The organism is Methanospirillum sp., assembly GCF_035406105.1.
Classification (GTDB): Archaea; Halobacteriota; Methanomicrobia; order Methanomicrobiales; family Methanospirillaceae; genus Methanospirillum.
Genome location: NZ_DAONKG010000018.1, coordinates 1 through 19,256 on the forward strand (window position 1 = coordinate 1; position 19,256 = coordinate 19,256).

The 19,256-nt window shown below is 46.7% G+C and carries 21 protein-coding genes and 1 riboswitch; of the genes, 16 read left to right on the forward strand and 5 right to left on the reverse strand.

What is annotated here, in order from left to right; translation table 11 throughout:
- The 4 genes from PLA23_RS01885 to eno all read left to right on the forward strand — a co-directional run.
- A partial coding sequence (locus PLA23_RS01885; RefSeq protein WP_324473771.1) for a DUF2193 domain-containing protein occupies positions 1–1,449 on the forward strand: 1,449 nt, incomplete at its 5' end.
- A gap of 13 nt (positions 1,450–1,462) precedes the next feature.
- Entirely contained in the window at positions 1,463–1,669 is a 207-nt protein-coding gene (locus PLA23_RS01890) for a DUF2180 family protein (protein ID WP_324327994.1), read from the forward strand.
- A 6-nt stretch (positions 1,670–1,675) separates the two neighbouring features.
- Positions 1,676–2,413: an MIP/aquaporin family protein gene (locus PLA23_RS01895; RefSeq protein WP_324473773.1), complete on the forward strand. Its 738-nt coding sequence runs from the start codon at positions 1,676–1,678 to the stop codon at positions 2,411–2,413.
- A gap of 106 nt (positions 2,414–2,519) precedes the next feature.
- The gene (eno, locus tag PLA23_RS01900) at positions 2,520–3,800 is read left to right on the forward strand and encodes a phosphopyruvate hydratase (protein ID WP_324327998.1); all 1,281 of its coding nucleotides are present in this window, start codon (positions 2,520–2,522) and stop codon (positions 3,798–3,800) included.
- A gap of 2 nt (positions 3,801–3,802) precedes the next feature.
- Positions 3,803–3,861, forward strand: a riboswitch (Fluoride riboswitch).
- A 562-nt stretch (positions 3,862–4,423) separates the two neighbouring features.
- On the opposite strand, the gene PLA23_RS01905 is transcribed toward eno, so the two are convergent.
- Positions 4,424–5,170 carry a sulfite exporter TauE/SafE family protein gene (locus tag PLA23_RS01905; RefSeq protein ID WP_324328000.1) on the reverse strand — a complete coding sequence of 249 codons (747 nt, stop codon included), beginning with the start codon at positions 5,168–5,170 and terminating at the stop codon, positions 4,424–4,426.
- A 219-nt stretch (positions 5,171–5,389) separates the two neighbouring features.
- Between PLA23_RS01905 and PLA23_RS01910 the strand changes: the two genes are divergently transcribed.
- A complete protein-coding gene (locus tag PLA23_RS01910) occupies positions 5,390–6,133 on the forward strand; it encodes an acetolactate decarboxylase (protein ID WP_324473775.1) in 744 nt (247 codons plus the stop codon).
- Here the strand turns inward: PLA23_RS01910 and PLA23_RS01915 are convergent.
- Positions 6,130–6,600: an Hsp20/alpha crystallin family protein gene (locus PLA23_RS01915; RefSeq protein WP_324328004.1), complete on the reverse strand. Its 471-nt coding sequence runs from the start codon at positions 6,598–6,600 to the stop codon at positions 6,130–6,132. The two genes, PLA23_RS01910 and PLA23_RS01915, sit on opposite strands and share 4 nt — an antisense overlap.
- 396 nt (positions 6,601–6,996) lie before the next feature.
- Between PLA23_RS01915 and PLA23_RS01920 the strand changes: the two genes are divergently transcribed.
- The 6 genes from PLA23_RS01920 (at position 6,997) to PLA23_RS01945 (ending at position 12,823) form a co-directional block, all read left to right on the forward strand.
- Complete coding sequence (locus PLA23_RS01920; protein ID WP_324473778.1) at positions 6,997–7,707, forward strand: helix-turn-helix domain-containing protein; 711 nt, start codon at positions 6,997–6,999, stop codon at positions 7,705–7,707.
- Positions 7,701–8,753, forward strand: a complete 1,053-nt coding sequence (locus tag PLA23_RS01925) for a hydroxymethylglutaryl-CoA synthase (RefSeq protein WP_324331060.1) — start codon at positions 7,701–7,703, stop codon at positions 8,751–8,753. Before PLA23_RS01920 ends, PLA23_RS01925 begins: the two co-directional genes overlap by 7 nt.
- Positions 8,750–9,913 (forward strand): acetyl-CoA acetyltransferase, encoded by a 1,164-nt coding sequence (locus tag PLA23_RS01930; protein ID WP_324331058.1) that lies wholly within the window; start codon positions 8,750–8,752, stop codon positions 9,911–9,913. The genes PLA23_RS01925 and PLA23_RS01930 overlap by 4 nt, the downstream gene beginning before the upstream one ends.
- 1 nt (position 9,914) lies before the next feature.
- Positions 9,915–10,304: a Zn-ribbon domain-containing OB-fold protein gene (locus PLA23_RS01935; protein WP_324331057.1), complete on the forward strand. Its 390-nt coding sequence runs from the start codon at positions 9,915–9,917 to the stop codon at positions 10,302–10,304.
- 366 nt (positions 10,305–10,670) lie between these two features.
- Positions 10,671–11,570 carry an STAS domain-containing protein gene (locus PLA23_RS01940; protein WP_324331056.1) on the forward strand — a complete coding sequence of 300 codons (900 nt, stop codon included), beginning with the start codon at positions 10,671–10,673 and terminating at the stop codon, positions 11,568–11,570.
- A 50-nt stretch (positions 11,571–11,620) separates the two neighbouring features.
- Positions 11,621–12,823, forward strand: a complete 1,203-nt coding sequence (locus PLA23_RS01945) for an NAD(P)-dependent malic enzyme (protein ID WP_324473780.1) — start codon at positions 11,621–11,623, stop codon at positions 12,821–12,823.
- A gap of 220 nt (positions 12,824–13,043) precedes the next feature.
- Here the strand turns inward: PLA23_RS01945 and PLA23_RS01950 are convergent, their stop codons facing one another.
- Complete coding sequence (locus PLA23_RS01950) at positions 13,044–13,523, reverse strand: hypothetical protein (RefSeq protein ID WP_324473782.1); 480 nt, start codon at positions 13,521–13,523, stop codon at positions 13,044–13,046.
- On the reverse strand, positions 13,516–13,845 hold the full coding sequence (locus PLA23_RS01955; RefSeq protein WP_324473784.1) for a hypothetical protein: 330 nt from the start codon (positions 13,843–13,845) through the stop codon (positions 13,516–13,518). The genes PLA23_RS01950 and PLA23_RS01955 overlap by 8 nt, the downstream gene beginning before the upstream one ends.
- Positions 13,846–13,894: 49 nt before the next feature.
- On the opposite strand from PLA23_RS01955, the gene PLA23_RS01960 reads away from it, so the two are divergent.
- Positions 13,895–14,467 (forward strand): cysteine hydrolase family protein, encoded by a 573-nt coding sequence (locus PLA23_RS01960; protein ID WP_324473786.1) that lies wholly within the window; start codon positions 13,895–13,897, stop codon positions 14,465–14,467.
- 7 nt (positions 14,468–14,474) lie between these two features.
- On the opposite strand, the gene PLA23_RS01965 is transcribed toward PLA23_RS01960, so the two are convergent.
- Complete coding sequence (locus tag PLA23_RS01965; protein ID WP_324473788.1) at positions 14,475–14,945, reverse strand: hypothetical protein; 471 nt, start codon at positions 14,943–14,945, stop codon at positions 14,475–14,477.
- A gap of 136 nt (positions 14,946–15,081) precedes the next feature.
- Between PLA23_RS01965 and ilvD the strand changes: the two genes are divergently transcribed.
- The 4 genes from ilvD to PLA23_RS01985 form a co-directional block, all read left to right on the forward strand.
- Entirely contained in the window at positions 15,082–16,725 is a 1,644-nt protein-coding gene (gene ilvD, locus PLA23_RS01970) for a dihydroxy-acid dehydratase (protein WP_324329412.1), read from the forward strand.
- 68 nt (positions 16,726–16,793) lie between these two features.
- Positions 16,794–18,305, forward strand: coding sequence for a homocysteine biosynthesis protein (locus PLA23_RS01975; protein ID WP_324329410.1), 1,512 nt, complete (start codon positions 16,794–16,796; stop codon positions 18,303–18,305).
- Complete coding sequence (locus tag PLA23_RS01980) at positions 18,302–18,685, forward strand: 4Fe-4S binding protein (RefSeq protein ID WP_324329408.1); 384 nt, start codon at positions 18,302–18,304, stop codon at positions 18,683–18,685. The genes PLA23_RS01975 and PLA23_RS01980 overlap by 4 nt, the downstream gene beginning before the upstream one ends.
- A gap of 5 nt (positions 18,686–18,690) precedes the next feature.
- The coding region (locus tag PLA23_RS01985; protein ID WP_324473790.1) for a UPF0280 family protein at positions 18,691–19,256 on the forward strand (566 nt) is incomplete at its 3' end.

A 19,256-nucleotide genomic window follows, 5' to 3' on the forward strand; every position in this document is an offset into this window, starting at 1 on the left:
GCAGATGTAGAGACTGTCCGAAAAAAGAGGGGTCATAATTTTGTGATCGCCGATGCCCAGCCATATCTTGATGCAGTACAGCAGATGAAACCTGTCGAAGAGCAGTCTGCGGCCGTTTTCGCTCTCCACACAGAATCCGTAAAAGCGCATTTTGATATCCTGAAAGGACTTACAAAAACCATTCGCCCGGAAGATGATCCCTTTGTTGAGCATTATCAGACTCCGGTCATCCTTGAAATTCTCTGCAAGGAGGACACAGGATTTGAAACGAGCGTGAAGAAATTCATTGAGACGATTGGAAAATCCGAATCACTGATAGGACGGGAGTCTGCACGACGATACGGGGGGTTTTATGGTCCGACCTGTGTGGTAGATTTTGCCCTCATTCCCGGTTCGACGAGTAATATTGTGAACCGAATACTACAAGAGACACCAATTCCGGATGAACATAAAAAGGCCATCCTTGCAGCTAAATCATGGGGCATGAACACATCCTATGGCGTGGGAGATGTGTTTGCCCATGAGGTTGAAAAAGGAGCGTCACTTGCTGATGCCGTAAAAAAAGAAATTGCAATGCTGAAAGCCATATATGAACATCCGGTACAGGCACAGGCTGAACTTATGGACAGTGTTGGCCAGTCTTCGTTTGATCATCGGAAATATATGGAATCATATCGTCAGAAGATGACCAGTGTTGTAAAAAAAGCGATGGATGAAGGGGTTCATTATGGTAATATTCTAACAATTCCGGCCTATTGTGTTGGAGATATTGCTCATCATATCGCCCAGTCCACCTTCAACATGTGCAAGGATGACGTGGTCATGGCTGCTATTGATGCAACAACCGAAGTGATGGAGACCACCCTGAAAAAAGCAGAACCCCAATTTAAGAGTGAATATGATATTCTGTCTCTTGCAACCGGTGCATCAGCCTGTTCTGCAGAATATATTCTGGAATTGGATGGATTTAATGCGATCATGATCGTAGATCTGCTTACCAAGCGGTATCATAACTATGTTCAGCTGTACCCGACAAGAAGCGCGGCAGTTGAACTCCACAACTGTGACTTTATGGATATGATCTATCGAGGATGGAAATATCTTGACAAGGCACGTCGGATGCATTGTGGTGATACTGGAATTATCAAGCCAAAAGTATCAGGCTTTACCGTGGATCTCTCTCCTATCCATGAGAATGATGTCCTTATGAACCCCCAGCGGTATGCATACCCGGCCTGTGCTATGACCGTGCGGATGTCAGCCATGATGCGACTTGCAGATTATCCATGTCTCCTGACCAGTGAACCGGTTACCGCAACACTGATGACAAATATTATCGCTCTTCACAAGGAGACTGCTGCAGCCCCGGCAAGAATCTGTAAAGACTGTGCGTCTGCAGCGCTTATGGACTTCCGTCATTCCTACTGTCAGTGGAAGGACGCAGTCTGACGTGGTGACCATAATGAAGTGCTATGTATGTGCGACACAAGGGAAGGATACCGATGCCGTAGCGGTCTGTATCGTTTGCGGAATGGGACTGTGCATGGACCATCTGGTCAGGGAAGAAATGGATGTCTGGGAAGGAGGATATCCATTCCCTGCCCAGAAAACCGGAAAGAAGCTTCCACGGATTCTCTGTCCGGATTGTGCAGGAGCATACAGGAAGTGATATGGTATGACCCTCATGAAACGATGTGTTGCTGAACTCATTGGAACCTGTATTCTGGTTTATTTTGGTGCAGGAGCTGCCGCAATCACCCTGATGATTGCACATGGATCAAATCCTCCCACTCCCTTTAATATTGGTATTGGAGTTCTTGGAGGACTGGGGGACTGGTTCGCCATCGGAATGGCATTTGCTATTGCCATTGCTGCATCCATCTATGCTCTCGGGAGAATATCCGGCTGTCACATCAACCCCGCTGTGACAATAGCACTCTGGTTATCAAAAAAATTCCCAGGAAATGAAGTAATCCCGTATATACTCGCTCAGTGCATCGGTGCAACCGTTGGCAGTTTTCTCTTTGCCGGTTCGGTTGGGATGGATGCAGTACTCATTGGCGGACTTGGAGCAACTGCACCGTTTCCTGGTATTTCGTATGGCCAGGCAATCCTTGCTGAAGCGATTGGAACCTTCGTCCTCATGCTCACCATTATGGGTGTTGCAGTAGACAGCCGGGCACCTCCCGGATTTGCCGGCCTTATCATCGGTCTGACCGTTGGCGGGATCATCACAACCAGTGGAAATATATCTGGTTCCTCACTCAATCCCGCACGAACCTTCGGACCATATCTCGCCGATCTGGTACTTGGAGGAACAAACCTCTGGATGTATTTTCCAATTTATGTAATCGGGCCGATTGTTGGAGCAGTGATTGCCGTATTCCTCTATTCCTGGATATCACAGGAGTAGGGTACTATTTTTGCATGGTGTTCCAGACATATGACCAGCCCATTTTGATGCCGTTATCCAGAGATTACAAATCATCTCAGGATCAATCTGCTAGTGGTGAACCCCAATGGAAACCAGAATTGAACAGATAAAGGCCCGTGAAATTCTTGACTCTCGGGGAAATCCAACTGTTGAGGTTGACGTAATCCTCAAAAACGGGATAACCGGCAGGGCAGCTTGTCCCTCTGGTGCATCCACTGGAATTCATGAAGCAGTTGAGCGCCGTGATGGTGAGAAGCGCTTTGGCGGAAAGGGAGTGCAGGGTGCTGTTCATGCGGTGAATGATATCATCTCACCGAAACTTATCGGCATGGATGCTCTTGATCAGCGGTCTGTCGATTCCATAATGATTGATCTTGATGGCACACCCAACAAAGCAAAACTCGGCGCAAATGCAATTCTCACCGTATCAATGGCGGTTGCCAGAACTGCAGCAATCTCAAAAGGTGTCCTTCTTGCACAATATCTGAATCCGGACTCCTGTCTTATGCCCGTTCCCTGCATGAATATCATGAATGGGGGAGCTCATGCAAACTGGCAGGGATCAGACTTTCAGGAGTATATGATCGCCCCGGTTGGTGCTCCGAACTTTCCTGAAGCGCTCAGGTGGGGATGCGAAGTCTATCATTCATTAAAATCGGTCCTGAAAAAGAAGGGTCTTTCAACCGGTGTTGGTGATGAGGGAGGGTTTGCCCCTCAGGTCCCGTCAAATCAGGAGCCGGCATCACTCATTGTCCATGCGATAGAAGAAGCCGGATATAAACCAGGTACAGAGATTGCTCTTGTTCTTGATCCGGCATCAAGCGGATTTTATAAAGATGGAAAATATTCCCTTCGAACCGAACAGAAAGTCCTGACTTCAGGAGAGCTGATCGATTACTACGAGGAGATGATTCGAACCTATCCAATCATCTCTATTGAAGATGGACATGCTGAAGATGACTGGGAAGGGTTCGCTGAAATGACACAGAGACTTGGTAACTCGATTCAGATCGTCGGAGATGATATCTTTGTTACAAACCCTGAGCGAATTTCACGGGGACTCTCAGAAAAAACTGCAAATGCAGTCCTGATCAAACTGAATCAGATCGGGACGGTGAGTGAGACCATTGATGCTGTCCGGCTTGCACAGAAGGCAAAGTGGGGTACTATGGTATCACATCGGAGCGGGGAGACCTGTGACTCATTCATCGCTGACCTGACTGTTGCACTCGGATGTGGTCAGCTCAAAACAGGTGCACCCTGTCGTGGTGAACGGGTTGAGAAGTATAACCAGCTTCTCCGTATCGGCGAAGTACTTGGGAATAAAACGCAGTATGCTGGCAGAAAGATTTTCAAATCCTCATAACCGGATATACAGGTGATGGGGTTCACCTTTAACCGCAGATGCTGATAACCCCTGCTGCATTGGGTGAAAGGATTATCGTTTCCTTCCCATTTTTACTTCATGGGTGATAACCAGCCCATGCTCGACCAATTCTTCGACTTCATCAACGATACCCAGAAAAATCCACAGCGTCTCTGACTTTCATCTGGAGGAGATCGCGTTTTTCTTTTGAAAAGATGACCAGTATTGACGAGAGGTATGTGCCTGTCCCGATGACATGGATTGCAGATGCTGGTTTTATGAGAACTCTGACAATGTTTTTTCTTTTCTCTCCCGTTGTGCAAATACCACAGCTTCTTTGACAAAGCGAATACGATCACGAACGTCAGGGGGTATTGTTCATAGCAAAAAGCAGATCTGAATCTGTCACAATCATCTAATCAGAAGGTACATCAGCTATTGAATGAGTTCCGATAGCCAGAATACCCATCGAAATGGCTACCAGAGGAAAAGTCAAAGGATGCATGTGATAATTTCGCATGAAAGAGTATTTTATTCTCCTGTCCGCCTGAAAATTGACAATAGACCCTTTTTCGCAGCAGAGAGTAATACCATTCAAGAGTCGGATGGTGTTATATGATGATTCACCCATAGAGAAAATACCAGATGGAGATGCAAAATCCGAGAGCAACGATTATCCATCTGAATAATTCAGGATGAATCATTTCAACCAGAGTCCCTCCTACCAGTCCTCCCATAATGGATCCTATACTCATGAGAACTACTATCATTGCGTCAAAAGTACCGGTGAAGATAAAATAAATCGCTGCGGTCACATTTACACTAAAAGAGATAATGATTTTAAGAATATTCAGACTCGCAAGTGAATCATCATAGAGCAGACCAAGGACTGCAATAATTATAACACTCACTCCGGCTCCGAAATACCCGCCATAAATAGAAGACAGAAACAGGAGGAAAAAACCACCGGCTGCAATCAGTCTGGGATGAGCAGTATGATGGGAACCACCCACAATCCATCGTTTCAGAGGAGCCTGAACAGCAAGGAGCAGGGTCGCGAAAAGAATGAGATACGGAATAAGAGTACGAAATGCCATCTCATCAGAATGAATCAGGAGAAATCCTCCAGTCAGACCACCGATGATACTTAGGGGAAGGATCTTCCATATTCTTTCCTTCTGATAGGGAAACTCCCTCCTCTGAGCTATCATGCCACCGAAATAACCAGGGCAGAGGGCAAGAGTATTGGTAATGTTTGCGGTTATCGGAGTTATCCCAAGAGCAAGGAGGGTAGGGAAACTGACAAGGGTTCCTCCACCCGCAAGTGCGTTTATAAAACCTGCCGAAAAAGCAGCCATTGTTATTATCAAACCGTCAACAAACACCTGATGATCCCTCTCTGGTAACCTGTATACCCTAATATCTGTATTGATCCATGATGAAAGTCAATAATCAAAAGAACACAGAATTCAGGCATATTGAAAAGAACATCCAAACGAAGATTTAAGAAATACGGATAGCAATACCATGTAATAACGGTACCTGGAAACGATGGATGAGTTAACAAGCAACAAATGAGGAATAAGACCATGAGAGAAAGGATTATACACGTGTTTCCAATCATTATCTGTATTCTAGTCCTGATGAATTCAGGTGTTGGACTGGCAGAAGAGGTGAATTCATCTTGTCCCCTCTATCAGGCAGGTTCATTTGGACTATTTGAAAAAGGAGAATATTCAGAAATTTTTACCGTAGATGACATGAACCGGCTTGGGGATCATGGAATTGGGGGATTTGAGGATTTAAACGGTGAACTGCTTCAGGTTGACGGGAGAGTGTACCAAATCACAAATGACGGGGTTGTTCATGCACCATCTGGCGAAACCGGAGTCTGTTTTGCAAATACTGTCAAATTCATACCACAAATAACATATGCCGTGAACAACATGTCCTCCCTTGAGGAATTATATAATTCCATACAGAAATCAATTCCTGATACACAACAGATATATGCCGTGCGAATTAATGGATCATTTCATAATATTACCTTTAGAAGTATTCCTGCTCAGAATAAACCATATCCACCGCTTTCAGATGTGATCAAAAACCAAAGCATCTTTAATCGTGAGGACGCGAATGGGACATTGGTAGGATTTTTTTACCCTGAATGGATGAACGGAGTAAATTATGCAGGATTTCATCTTCATTTCATTACCGACACATATGATGCCGGAGGACATATTCTCAAGGCTGAACCAAAAGAGGCAGTGGTGTCATTAGAGAAGGTATCAGAATTACATCTCTATCTTGAGAATAAAAAAGAAGAGACCTAGAGGATTGGAATGTCTCCACCCGACTCCTTACCTGATTTTTTAAACGTGACCTCCAGTACTCCGTTTTCAAAGGTCGCTGATGCGCCTTCTTCTGTCACTTCTGCAGGAAGTGGAACACTGCGGCTGACCGAGCCATAAAAACGCTCGCGAATGAAATAATCTTTCTCTTCCTGTTCCTTTTCATCGCGTCGTTCACAGGAAATCTGAAGAAGGTTTGGCCGTACCAGTCTTATTTTTACATTTTCTTTATTACACCCCGGGAGATCGGCTTTTGCAATGATTTGATCATCCTTTTGGGTAACATCAACCGTGAATCCACCGGAAAAAACCGGGGCAAGGTCACGTCCACTCTGGGAATAAGCTGGGAAAGCCGGGAGGTATGACTGGAACCGGTTCTCCATCTCTGCAAATATATTGTCCAGTTCATTTCTGAAAAAATTAAACGGGTCACGTCTTATCAGTGCCATGTTCTTCCCTCTTGTCTGTGATCCAGACAAAACCGTATATCGATGTACGTGAAAATAAATTTTATTTTCAGCTGAATAAGGATCTGAATATCTTCAAAACTTGCTACAAATCTTAATCTTTATGTGTATTTTTCAGGAATTGACATCATATAATATAGTACACACAAAACAGGTACCATCGTGAACGGTGCAGAAGATTTTCTTATGGAAAATACTGCTGGTTCTGCGATCCAGATAGTTCATTAGAGGAGGCTGTGCGGATGTTAAAAAGCCAGAAGGAGAATGTTTTACGAAGAAAGAGAAAAAATGAGGAGGCCTGACAAATCGTGCGTTATCGCTCTTTGTCGAACAAATCTTCGTTAATTATATAACCCCTCTCCTTCATAGTGTACTGGCATGGAATCGGGACTTCGTCATCGACTCGCGGAGAAGATGGCGGGGGAGATAACACTCTCTGATTCTCCGGGAAAAACTCTGAAGAAATGGCGACTGAGTTTTGACATCTCTCAGGGACAGCTCTCCGAGTACTTAGGTGTATCGCCGTCAGTCATTAGTGACTATGAAAGCGGAAGGAGAAAAAGTCCGGGTACTGCCATTATCGGGCGCATTGTTGACAGCATCCTTGCCATTGATGAATCAAAGGGCGGTAAGTATATACATAAATATGCATCGCTGCTCTTCACCGAGATGGGGGACGGGGTAATTTATGACCTGCATGATTATAAAAGCCCCATTAACCTGTCGACATTCGCCAATGTTATCGGGGCCGAGATCATTACCGGACCGGTTCATCTGAGTATTTATGGATACACGGTAATTGACAGTCTCCGGGCGATTATGAATCTGACCGCAAGCGAATTTAACCGAATATATGGCTGGAGTACTGAACGGGCGCTCATTTTCACCGGAGTTTCAAACGGAAAGTCGCCGATGGTGGCAATCCGGGTTACTCCTTTCAAGCCCCGGTGCGTAGTACTTCATGGTATCAGTCTTGGTGATGTGCATCCCATCGTTCCAAAAATGGCTGAGAAGGATAACATCACCCTGATGTGTACAACATTGGGCATCGAAGATATCGTGGAGAGACTGAGGGAAGAAAAATGGTAGGAATCATCTCGTACGGTGCATACATCCCACGGTACCGTATAAAAGTGGAAGAGATTGCCCGGGTCTGGGGTGCAAACGGCACCGAGATCTCCCGGGGCCTTGGTGTCTATGAAAAGGCACTGCCGGATATGGATGAAGATACGATCACTATCTCCGTCGAGGCTGCACGGGCAGCTATGGCACGAAGAACCATCAATCCTGCAGATATCGGAGCGGTATATGTCGGATCAGAGTCGCATCCCTATGCGGTGAAACCTACGGCAGTTACCGTCGGAGAAGCAATCGGGGCTACCCCGGTTATGACCGCTGCAGATTACGAATTTGCCTGTAAGGCAGGAACAGCTGCAATTCAGACATCGATGGGGCTTGTAAAATCCGGCATGGTACAGTATTCTGTTGCAGTTGGTGCTGATGTTGCCCAGGGAGAACCGGGAGATGCACTCGAATACACCGCTGCAGCCGGTGGAGCGGCTATGATTATTGGAAACGACGATCCTATCGCTGAAATAAATCATACCTGTTCATATTCCACTGACACTCCTGACTTCTGGAGACGTGAGAATAAACCATATCCACGTCATGGCGGGCGGTTTACTGGTGAGCCAGCATACTTTAAGCATGTTATCGGTGCCTCACAGATGATGCTTGAAAAAATGGGGACAAAACCATCTGATTATACCTATGCAGTCTTTCATCAGCCAAACGGGAAATTTCCGGTCCAGGCTGCATCAATGCTCGGGTTTACCATGGACCAGATAAAGCCAGGCCTTGCAGTCACCTACCTTGGTAATACCTACTCCGGTGCTTCCATGGTCGGTCTTTCTGCAGTTCTGGATATTGCAAAACCAGGAGACCGAATCTTTATGACCTCATATGGATCTGGTTCGGGCAGTGACTCATTTGATATTACCGTTACTGATATCATCAATTCTGACCTCTTCAACCGTGATGCGGCACCGACGGTTTCTGCTCTTCTGGCAGACAAGAAGATCGTGGATTATGCAGTCTATGCAAAACACAAAGGCAAAGTGGTGATGATGGAATGAGAGAAGTTGCAGTAATCGGCGTAGGCTGTACAAAGTTCGGAGAGAAATGGGAGACATCATTTCGTAACCTCTTTGTTGAGGCAGGAGCTCTTGCCCTAGAAGATGCAAACCTTTCAGGTGAACAGATAGACGAGATATTTGTCGGAAACATGAGTGCCGGCAGGTTCGTAGAGCAAGAACATATCGGTGCCCTGATTGCGGATTATGCAGGTCTTGCAACCGATAACATCCCGGCAACCCGTGTTGAGGCAGCCTGTGCATCCGGAGGTCTCTCATTCAGACAGGCATATACAGCGGTTGCATCGGGGATGTCAGACATCGTAGTCGCTGCCGGTGTTGAGAAGATGACCGATGTCGGAACTGAAGTAACGACTGATGTTCTTGCGGCAGCGGCAGATCGTGAATGGGAAGGGATCGCAGGAATTACATTCCCCGGTCTGTATGCAATGATTGCAACGGAGTATATGCACCGGTATGGCCTGACCAGAGAACAACTTGCCCAGGTCGCTGTTAAAAATCATGAAAATGGTGCAAAAAACCCAAATGCCCAGTTCAGAAAACCAATCACCCTTGAAACGGTCATCACCTCCACACTGGTTGCGGATCCCCTCCGCCTCTTTGATTGTTCGCCGGTAACCGATGGGGCAGCAGCAGTCATCCTCGCACCACTTGAGCGGGCACGGGAGTTTACCGATACCCCAATTAAGGTTCTTGGAGCAGGACAAGCCTCAAGCACTATCGCCCTCCATGACAGAAAGGACATCTGTACTTTAGATGCAACCGTTGCCGCCGGAAACCGGGCATTTCAGATGGCCAAAGTTGAGCGGAAGGACATCGGATTTGTTGAAGTGCATGACTGTTTCACGATTGCCGAAATCTGCGCAATAGAGGATCTCGGATTCTGTAAAAAAGGTGAGGCCGGAAGATTGACCGAAGAGGGAGAGACCGCTATTGGCGGAAAAATTCCAATCAACCCAAGCGGAGGTCTGAAAGCCTGTGGTCACCCGGTCGGAGCAACGGGCGTCAAGCAGGTCTATGAGACCGTCAAGCAGCTTCGGGGTGAGGCTAAGGGGAGACAGATCGATGCCGAGATTGGAATGACTCATAACGTCGGTGGAACCGGAGCGACGGTTGTCTGTCATATCTTCGGGAGGGTATAAGATGTCAGTTGCACGTTTCTGGAGAAAACAGCAGAACCGGTATAATCTGATTGGAACCCGGTGTACTACCTGTGGTAAATATTTCTATCCACCCAGGGGATTTTGTCCTGCATGCAGACGAGAAGGAAAGATCGTTGAGCATAAGTTTAAAGGAACCGGGAAAGTGGTCACCTACTCGATTATCAGAAGTTCTTCCGGTAACTTCAAACTCTTAACCCCCTATGTCCTAGCAATTATCGAGCTGGATGAAGGGACACGGCTTACTACCCACCTGGTCTGTGATATCGATAAGGTATACATTGGTATGCCAGTCAGACAAGTCTTCAGGAAGCTGGGAGAAGATGGATCCAGCGGCGCAATCTTCTACGGAACGAAATTTGTTCCAGCTTGAAGATTTTAGACCTATATTTCTTTTTCTTTTTTTTCAGTGACTATTGTCCATAGAGGATATTTATAGGCACGTTCGTGATGTGTCGATAATGGCTACGTTAATTATATAACCTTCGGGAGTGTAGTATTACATATCACACCGCCATCCCCCCGGATGGCAGGAGAGAGATCCGGTTTCGTCGCCGGATATACTTACTCCGAACTGAGGCGTTCATTATCGCTTTCCTCCTCCGTACCGGGGTATCCCCCCGGTTTTTCTCACAACTGTCTTCGGTTCAACACAACTATATCCATTTTGAGATCATGTAGGGTGTGTGCATATCTAATGAAAAGTAATAACATCAATCCATGAATATAGATTATCTGTATGTCAACCAGGACCCTCAATGTTGATCCATTTGAGATAATTCAGTCGATTGATGAACCTCTTTTTGTGTTAAATGAGAAATTTGCTGTTGTATTCGCTAATCGGGCTTTCGATCAGACATTCGGAGTAAGCAGGGCAGATATTGAAGGCAGATCGGTATATGAGATAGGGAATGGGGTTTTAAATATACCACTTTTCAGACAGACCCTGGAGGGCCTGAAAAACGCCGGGACCGAAGTCAAACATTTTGAAACAGAAATTTCGATTCCACAAGGGAAAAAAACCTTCATTGTGAAGGCTGGTGTCATGAGACGATATGGATCTTCAAATGAGGATCAGATTCTGGTCAGATTTGAGGATATCAGCGAGCAACTAGCAGCAGAGCTTTCCATACGAGAAAAGAGCGCTGCAATACTTGAGCTTTCAACACCGATTACCAAAATTTGGGATGAAATTCTTGTCCTGCCCATGATTGGAACGCTTGATGCAGAACGAGCCAATAAGATGATTGAGCAACTTCTTGATGCAATCAGCCGGGAGCGAGCCAGATCAATTATCATGGACGGGACAGGGATCACTCATATTGACGAGACCGTTGCAACCCATATCATTAAAGCAACCACAGCAGTCAAACTCCTTGGTTCACAGGTTATTATGACAGGCGTCAAGCCCGAAGTAGCCATGATGATGGTAAAACTTGGAATTGATCTCAAAGATATTGTAACCCGCGCAACTCTGCAGGAAGGGGTTCAGTACGCTCTTGATTCCCGTGGGTATATGGTTGTCAGCAAATCGAGTATCATGTCAGAAGACCAGACATTCCAGACCGCTCCTCCCCGCCAGAACGGACAGAATTCAAAGCCGACAATAAGGATTGTAAATCCGTATCGTGAACCCTGAGTTTCTTTTTTTTCCAAACATTGATATCCAACCAATGATACTCTCATGTCATGGATATTGATCGTGAGGAGATCGCACAGAAATCACTGGCACTTCACCTGAAACATCAGGGCAAACTCGCAGTTCACTCAAAGGTGCCAGTACAGACCAGAGAGGATCTCTCACTAGCCTATACCCCGGGTGTTGCACATGTCTGCAGGTATATTGCAGAAGATGAAAAACGGGCCTTTTCCTGTACACTTAAAAGAAACACCATCGCTATTATCACAGATGGAACGGCAGTTCTGGGGCTTGGAAATATCGGCCCGACAGCGGCGATTCCGGTTATGGAAGGAAAAGCAATTTTGTTTAAAGAGTTTGCGGGGATTGATGCCTTTCCTATCTGCATCACCGGTGACCATGATGATCTGATCAGTCATATCCGCAGTATTGCACCAGTCTTCGGTGGAATAAACCTTGAGGATATCGCGGCTCCCCGGTGTTTCGAGATTGAAGAGGAACTTCAGAACCTGGGTATTCCGGTGATGCACGATGATCAACATGGTGCAGCTATCGCCGTGCTTGCAGCCCTTATCAATGCCTGTAAAGTCACCGGAAAAAAATTCCGGGAACTCACCGTTGTGGTCTCAGGCGCAGGTGCCGCAGGGTATGCAATCTGCCGTCTTCTGAAATGTATCGGATATGAAGGACAAACATGTACAGCAGTAAAGGAACTGATCGTCTGTGACCGTGAAGGGATTATCTATCGTGGGAGACAGGGCCTTTACCATAATATTTATAAATATCTGCTCGGTGATGAGACAAACAGGATGCTCAGGACTGGAACGCTCTCTGACGCATTACGGGGGGCAGATGTGTTTGTTGGTGTATCTACAGGAAACCTCGTTACCGCTGATATGATCAGGCTGATGAATCCTGATCCGATTGTCCTTGCCCTTGCAAACCCTACTCCCGAAATAATGCCAGATGAAGCCAGAGCAGGAGGTGCGGCAGTAATCGGAACCGGCCGGTCAGACTTCCCGAATCAGGTAAATAATGTGCTCGTGTTTCCGGGGGTGTTCAGGGGAGCTTTAGATGCCGGAGCCACAAAGATAAGCGAGGAGATGAAGATTGCAGCGGCTCATGCCATCGCATCATATGTGAAAGAACCAACTCCGGAAAAAATCCTTCCCGACCCATTGGACCGGGGGGTTGCAAAAGTGGTAGCAGAAGCGGTTGCAGAGATGGCAAAGAAGTGCGGGTGTGTGAGATAACTGTTGATAGCCTGTTACATCCAGACCCTTCCTTTATACGCCTGAATTCCCGAGTATACACTACAAAAGGTGACAAAGAAAAATGACTGAACGGAGATGAGCTGAAAATTTTAACCACAAAATATTCTCCGAATACTCATGTATCTCTTTCACTCATCGATCTTCAAAGACATTCTATTCAGCGAGTAAGGGATTAATTTTGGATATTTCTAAAGAAAAATCAGATATTTTGATAGATGAGAGCAAACGGTTCAAAAACAAGTCGGATTGACTTATTCCCTTCTATCCCTGCAGGACCAACAAAAGCGGTCGGTGCAAGGAGATTGTCCTGGTGATACTTCTTCATGTATGTTTCAAACAGCAGTTTGTTGGTCACGTTCCCATGAAGGTAATAATACACAATGGGTACATCCGGGTAGATCTGCTCAAACTCCCTGAAATAATCCATTGCATCCTTACAGGACTGACAGATGAGATCATGAAACACAATTACCGGTCCCCTTTCAGGATATTTTTCAAATTGTTCAAGTATGGCATCTTTAGAGAATGATGAATTGTATACAGTGCCATCTGAGAAGAATACACGCTCTGCAGGTACCGGTGCAATCATGCAAAGAATGACACAAAGAATCAGAATCATTTGTGAGAGAAAAAACCTCTTCTCTTTTGGAATATGAGAGAGAAATATCGCATCATCCATAACCTATTATCACCTCACGCTCTCTATATGGTCGCATATGTGAAGATAACCCTTTTGTGGTCACGAGATCTAATGCCCAGCCGGGCAGTGCATTTCGACCATCTGCCTCATGGATATTCCGATAGAACACTTTTTCCGGGGGATAATCCACAATACCATCGATATTACTAACAAAAGTATCCCCTTTCCTCCGTAGAAATTCAGAGAACACCATATCAACCCTGCATTGACCATACGTGTTGTTCAACCACTCTTCGGATAATCCTAACCTGTCAGAAAACCATATATCCCACTCATCTGAAATCGTTTCAGAATCAGGCAATGTATGACATCGTCACAACCATGATGAAACATCAATACCATTCGTATATATGACAAAAAAACCTGCACTGCTCATCATTGATATGCAGAATGATTTTGCATCAGCTCAGGCAGTTCTTCCGGTGGTGGGAGCACAGGCCGTCATCACTCCTCTTATTCAGCTGCTTTCTCTGTTTCGCGAAAAAAATCTCCCTGTTTTCCATATCGTCAGGGTTCATGAACCTGATGGTTCAGACGTTGAATGGTTCAGATCTGACCTTTTTAAAAACAAACCTTTTGCAGTCAGAGGGACACATGGTGCTGCAGTGATTGATGAACTCACCCCGGTGCCAGGTGAACACCTGATTGAAAAGATACGGATGAGTGCATTTATTGGAACCACCCTTGACCTGATCCTCCGGACCCTCGGGGTGACTATTGTTGTTGTAGGAGGAATTCAGACCCCGAATTGTATCCGGACCACAGTGTTTGATGCGATGGCATATAACTACGAAACAGTCCTCGTTCAAGATGCCACCGGCGCACAGACAAAAGACATCCATGAAGCTAATGTGTTGGATATGAAAAACATCGGAGTCATGATCCTCAATACTGCAGATGTTGGCCTATGGCTGGACTCATGATGGAAAATTATTCTGTCCGGTACCCGTGCTTCTCAAAAAACCGGGCAAGCCATTCATCCCGTTCCTGATCTCCTTTTGGAATTTTAAATGCGCATGACTCATACAGCGATCGCAAGGCCCGATCATCAGAATGAAGTGCTCCCATGCCGGTGATATATCCCACTTGTTGGTCGCCGGAATAAATTTTCACCGCCACACACCGGTATATTTTGCATTGTACAGGACTTGTCTTGTGAATGGTGCAGACGATTCGCCCGTCATCTGCCGGCCTTAGAAAAGGGCAGGCTTGAGGATGCTGACGTGAAAAACCGTCCCTATCGAAAATCTCCCGTTTATCCTCATCAATTACTGCAAAAAAATGGGTATTTGTCGAGACACAGGTGCATGAAAAGGAATATGGCCCGGTTTTTGCATCTATGACAATATAGTCTCCCAGATACATACAACACTGACCACATTGAACACAGGTAAATACCATACCAAAGTATTATCTTCCAAACGATATGCACCATACGATCGATAAACCCCCCGGCTGAGTGGTGCAACAATGAAGAGATTTTGCACCAAAAACCGTTCCTTTATCTGGTGTCGTCTCCTATCTTTTCACGAGTTTTATGCGGAGTGATGATGTCAAGGCAGGATATGCCCGGGCTCCGAATCGTTCCCTCATCCGTTCGCTTGGAATAGATGAGAGTGAGATGCACCAGCCATTTATTGGTATCGCGAACTCCTGGAACACCATCGTCCCTGGTCACACCCATCTCCGTCTTCTTGGAGAACGGGTGAGGGAGGGTATTACTGCAGGAGGAGGAACTCCTTTTGAGTTTAATACCATTGGTATCTGTGACGGGATTGCCATGGGTCATGAAGGAATGCGATACTCCCTCCCCTCACGGGAAAATATTGCTGATTCGGTCGAACTTATGATACAGGCCCATAAATTCGACGGAATTGTATGCATTTGTACCTGTGACAAGATTGTTCCGGGCATGCTGATGGCGGCAGGACGATGTAATATCCCTGCTATTGTTCTTACCGGAGGCAATATGCTACCCGGGAACCTCCATGGCTGTGAACTGTCCCTTACAGATATCTTCGAAGGGGTTGGAAAGGTGGCTGGAGGAACCATGAGTGAAGATGAACTCCTGGAACTTGAGACTGCTGCCATGCCAGGATGTGGATCATGTCAGGGCCTGTATACCGCGAACACCATGGCATGTATGACAGAAGCTCTTGGAATGTCACTTCCCGGCTGTGCTGCCACTCCTGCAGTTTATGCAGAAAAACTTCGTCTGGCATACCGATCAGGAAAAAGGATTGTGGATCTTGTCCGAAAGCAGATTCTCCCCCGCGATATCATCACCCCGGCCAGTCTGCGAAATGCCATCCGGGTTGACATGGCACTTGGCGGCTCTACCAATACCGTTCTGCACCTGATGGCAATTGCTACCGAAGCAGGGATTCCTTTTGATCTCCAGGAGTTTAACAGAATATCAGAACAGGTCCCTCATATCGCCTCAATGATGCCGGCCGGGCCACATTCCATGCAGGCTCTCTATCATGCAGGAGGTATTCCTGCAGTCTTCAGGCAGATCCGAAACTATCTCGAAAATTGTCAGACCGTTTCAGGCAAAGATGTGTATTCTATAGCCGATTCAGTCAGGTATGTAGATGAATCAGTTATCAGGCCGGTGCATACACCGATCCATCATACAGGAGGTCTGATGATTCTTACCGGAAGTCTTGCACCTGACGGGGCGGTTATTAAAAGTGGTGCCGTTCAGGATGAAATGTGGAGACATACCGGACCTGCACGGGTATTTGACGGTGAGGAACCGGCCATGAAGGCAATTCTAACACGGGAGATCAAAGAAGGGGATGTGGTGATCATCAGGTATGAAGGTCCGAAAGGCGGTCCGGGTATGCCAGAGATGCTCTCTCCGACATCGGCCCTTGTCGGACTAGGCTATAACAGGGTCGCACTCATTACAGACGGCCGATTCTCCGGAGGAACCCGTGGACCATGTATCGGTCATGTAGCACCTGAGGCGGCAGCTGGCGGCCCGATTGCATTTGTCGTGGATGGTGACCAGATCTCTATTGACCTCTTTGCAAAGACGATACATCTGGATGTGCCGGATGATGAGATAGAAAAACGAAAGAAGGGGTGGAAACCGGTAGTAAAGCCACTATCAGGAGTTCTGACCAGATATGCTGCAGCGGTCGGCCCTGCAGATCGTGGTGCAGTACTTCGTTAAATCTTTTCTTTTTTCACCGAAGGAAAACTAAATCTATAACTCCTATCATCTCCAATCAGGTAGACATTATGGAAAAGTCCATCGATGAGATCAACCGGCGAATTCGTGATGGGTCAGCCCGGGTGGTCACTGCCGATGAGATGCCGGACATCGTCAGCGAACTTGGAGAAGAAGGAGCACTTTTGGAGGTGGATGTCGTAACCACCGGTACCTTCGGAGCCATGTGTTCCTCAGGAGCATTTTTAAACTTTGGTCATGCAGAACCGCCAATAAAGATGGAGCGGCTCTGGCTGAATGATGTCGAAGCGTATGGTGGTATTGCAGCAGTGGATACCTACATCGGTGCGACGAACAAGTCAGTAACCAGAATGGAGAGTTATGGCGGTGCCCATGTGATTGAAGATTTTATATCGGGCAAAGCTATTGAACTTCGTGCCCAGTCTTCCGGTTCAGACTGCTATCCACGACGGAGTATCAGCACCGAGGTACGACTGGAAGACCTGAACCAGGCCATCATGGTCAATCCACGGAATGCATATCAGCGGTATGATGCCGCTGTCAATACCTCGGAAGACACTCTCTATACCTATATGGGAACCCTGCTTCCTCATAATGCAAATGTCACTTTCTCAGGTGCAGGAACATTAAATCCGATATGCAATGATCCAAATCTCCGGTTAATCGGAAGCGGAGTCCCCATCCTGCTTGGAGGAGCCCCGGGGATGGTAGTCGGAGAAGGAACTCAGCACTCATCAGCGGGAAATTTTGCAACCCTGATGACTACGGCTGACATGAATGACATGAATACCGATTTTCTCAGGGCCGCATATATGTACCGGTACGGACCGACCCTCTACCTCGGTGTCGGTATTCCCCTTCCGGTACTGGATATTGAAACCGTCCGGCGAACTGCGGTCAGGGATGAGGACATTATGGTAAGTATCAGAGATTATGGCGTTCCTTCCCGGAGCAGACCCGTCCTTGGCCAGGTAAGTTATGCTGAACTGAAGTCAGGGTCCATTGAACTCAATAACGAGGAGATCAAAACATCCTCCCTGTCCTCATTCCGTCGGGCAAAAATGGTGGCGAAAACCTTAAAACGCTGGATCGAGGACGGCCAGATGACGTTGTGCCTCCCCACACGATATCTTGATCCCTCTAAGCAGGCAAAACCGATGCGGGAGACGAGAAAGGTGGTTCTGGTCCAGGAGATTATGCAGCGGAAAGTTGTCACCATAAAGGAAGATCAGGAGATTACTGAAGCTGCAAAGAAACTGCTCAGAGGGGAGACAAATCATCTGCCTGTCCTGAATGATCAGGGGCGGCTGACGGGTGTTGTCACCACATTTGATATTGCAAAGGCAGTGGCCAGGCCGGAACGAAAAATCAAGGTTCAGGACGTCATGACACGGAATGTCATTACTACAATGGCAGATGAACCGATTGACATCGCAGCACAAAAGATGGAGCATCACCGTATCAGTGCTCTACCGGTTGTCGATGCACAAAACCAGTGCATTGCCATTCTTCACGCAAGCGACCTTGGAAAATTGTTTAAACCGGGTGGGGGGAGACCATGAAGCTCTTAGTCCGTCTTATTCATGACAGCAGACCGATCATTGCCCAGGTTGTAAAGGATACTGGCGTTCTCATCAATGTAGACCGGGCACGGTCCGATGCCCATGAAGGAGAAGAGGCTCTGGTTGATGTACCGGATGAAAGCTGCATATTGGTCAGCGAACGGATGAGAGCACTTGGTGCCGAAGTCAGGATCCTGGAAGAAGGGATAAGGCATGATGAAGAAGAATGTGTCGATTGTGGTGCATGTATCTCGATCTGTCCGAAAAGAGTTTTTTCATTTGATGATGAATGGAAATTACAGGTAGAGACAAAGAATTGCATCCTCTGCGGACGATGTATCATCAGTTGCCCTCATGCTGCATTATCCTTGAGTTATTAATCTGAATGACCCTTCGTCATCATTTTGAACTCAGGGAAACAATTGCCACAATCCTTGCAGATGACCAGTCAGTAATCGATGCAGCCTGCGAAGGAATTCGATCGGCCCGGCACGAGATCGAGCGATATATCCTGTTTGATCCTTTTTTTGAAATGAGTTATGAACCCGTGGTTGTGAAAGAGGGCCCGGATATTATTCAGAAGATGGCAGATGCAGCAGAAATAGCGGGGGTGGGTCCGATGGCGGCAGTTGCAGGTGCTGTTGCGTGTGCAGGAGTACGCGCAGCACATAATACCGGAGCATCATTTTGCATTATTGATAATGGAGGAGATATTGCAATGATCACCGACAGGCCAGTTCATGTGGGTCTGTATGCAGGAAGATCACCGTTATCCGGGAGATATGCATTTTGCATCCCCCCAAAGGAAGATATGTACGGTATTTGTACATCTTCTGCAACCGTCGGTCATTCTTTTTCTTTTGGAACTGCTGATAGTGTTACTGTTTTCTCCCCTGATCCCATTCTCGCTGATGCCACGGCAACAGCAATATGTAATGCCCTGACCATCAC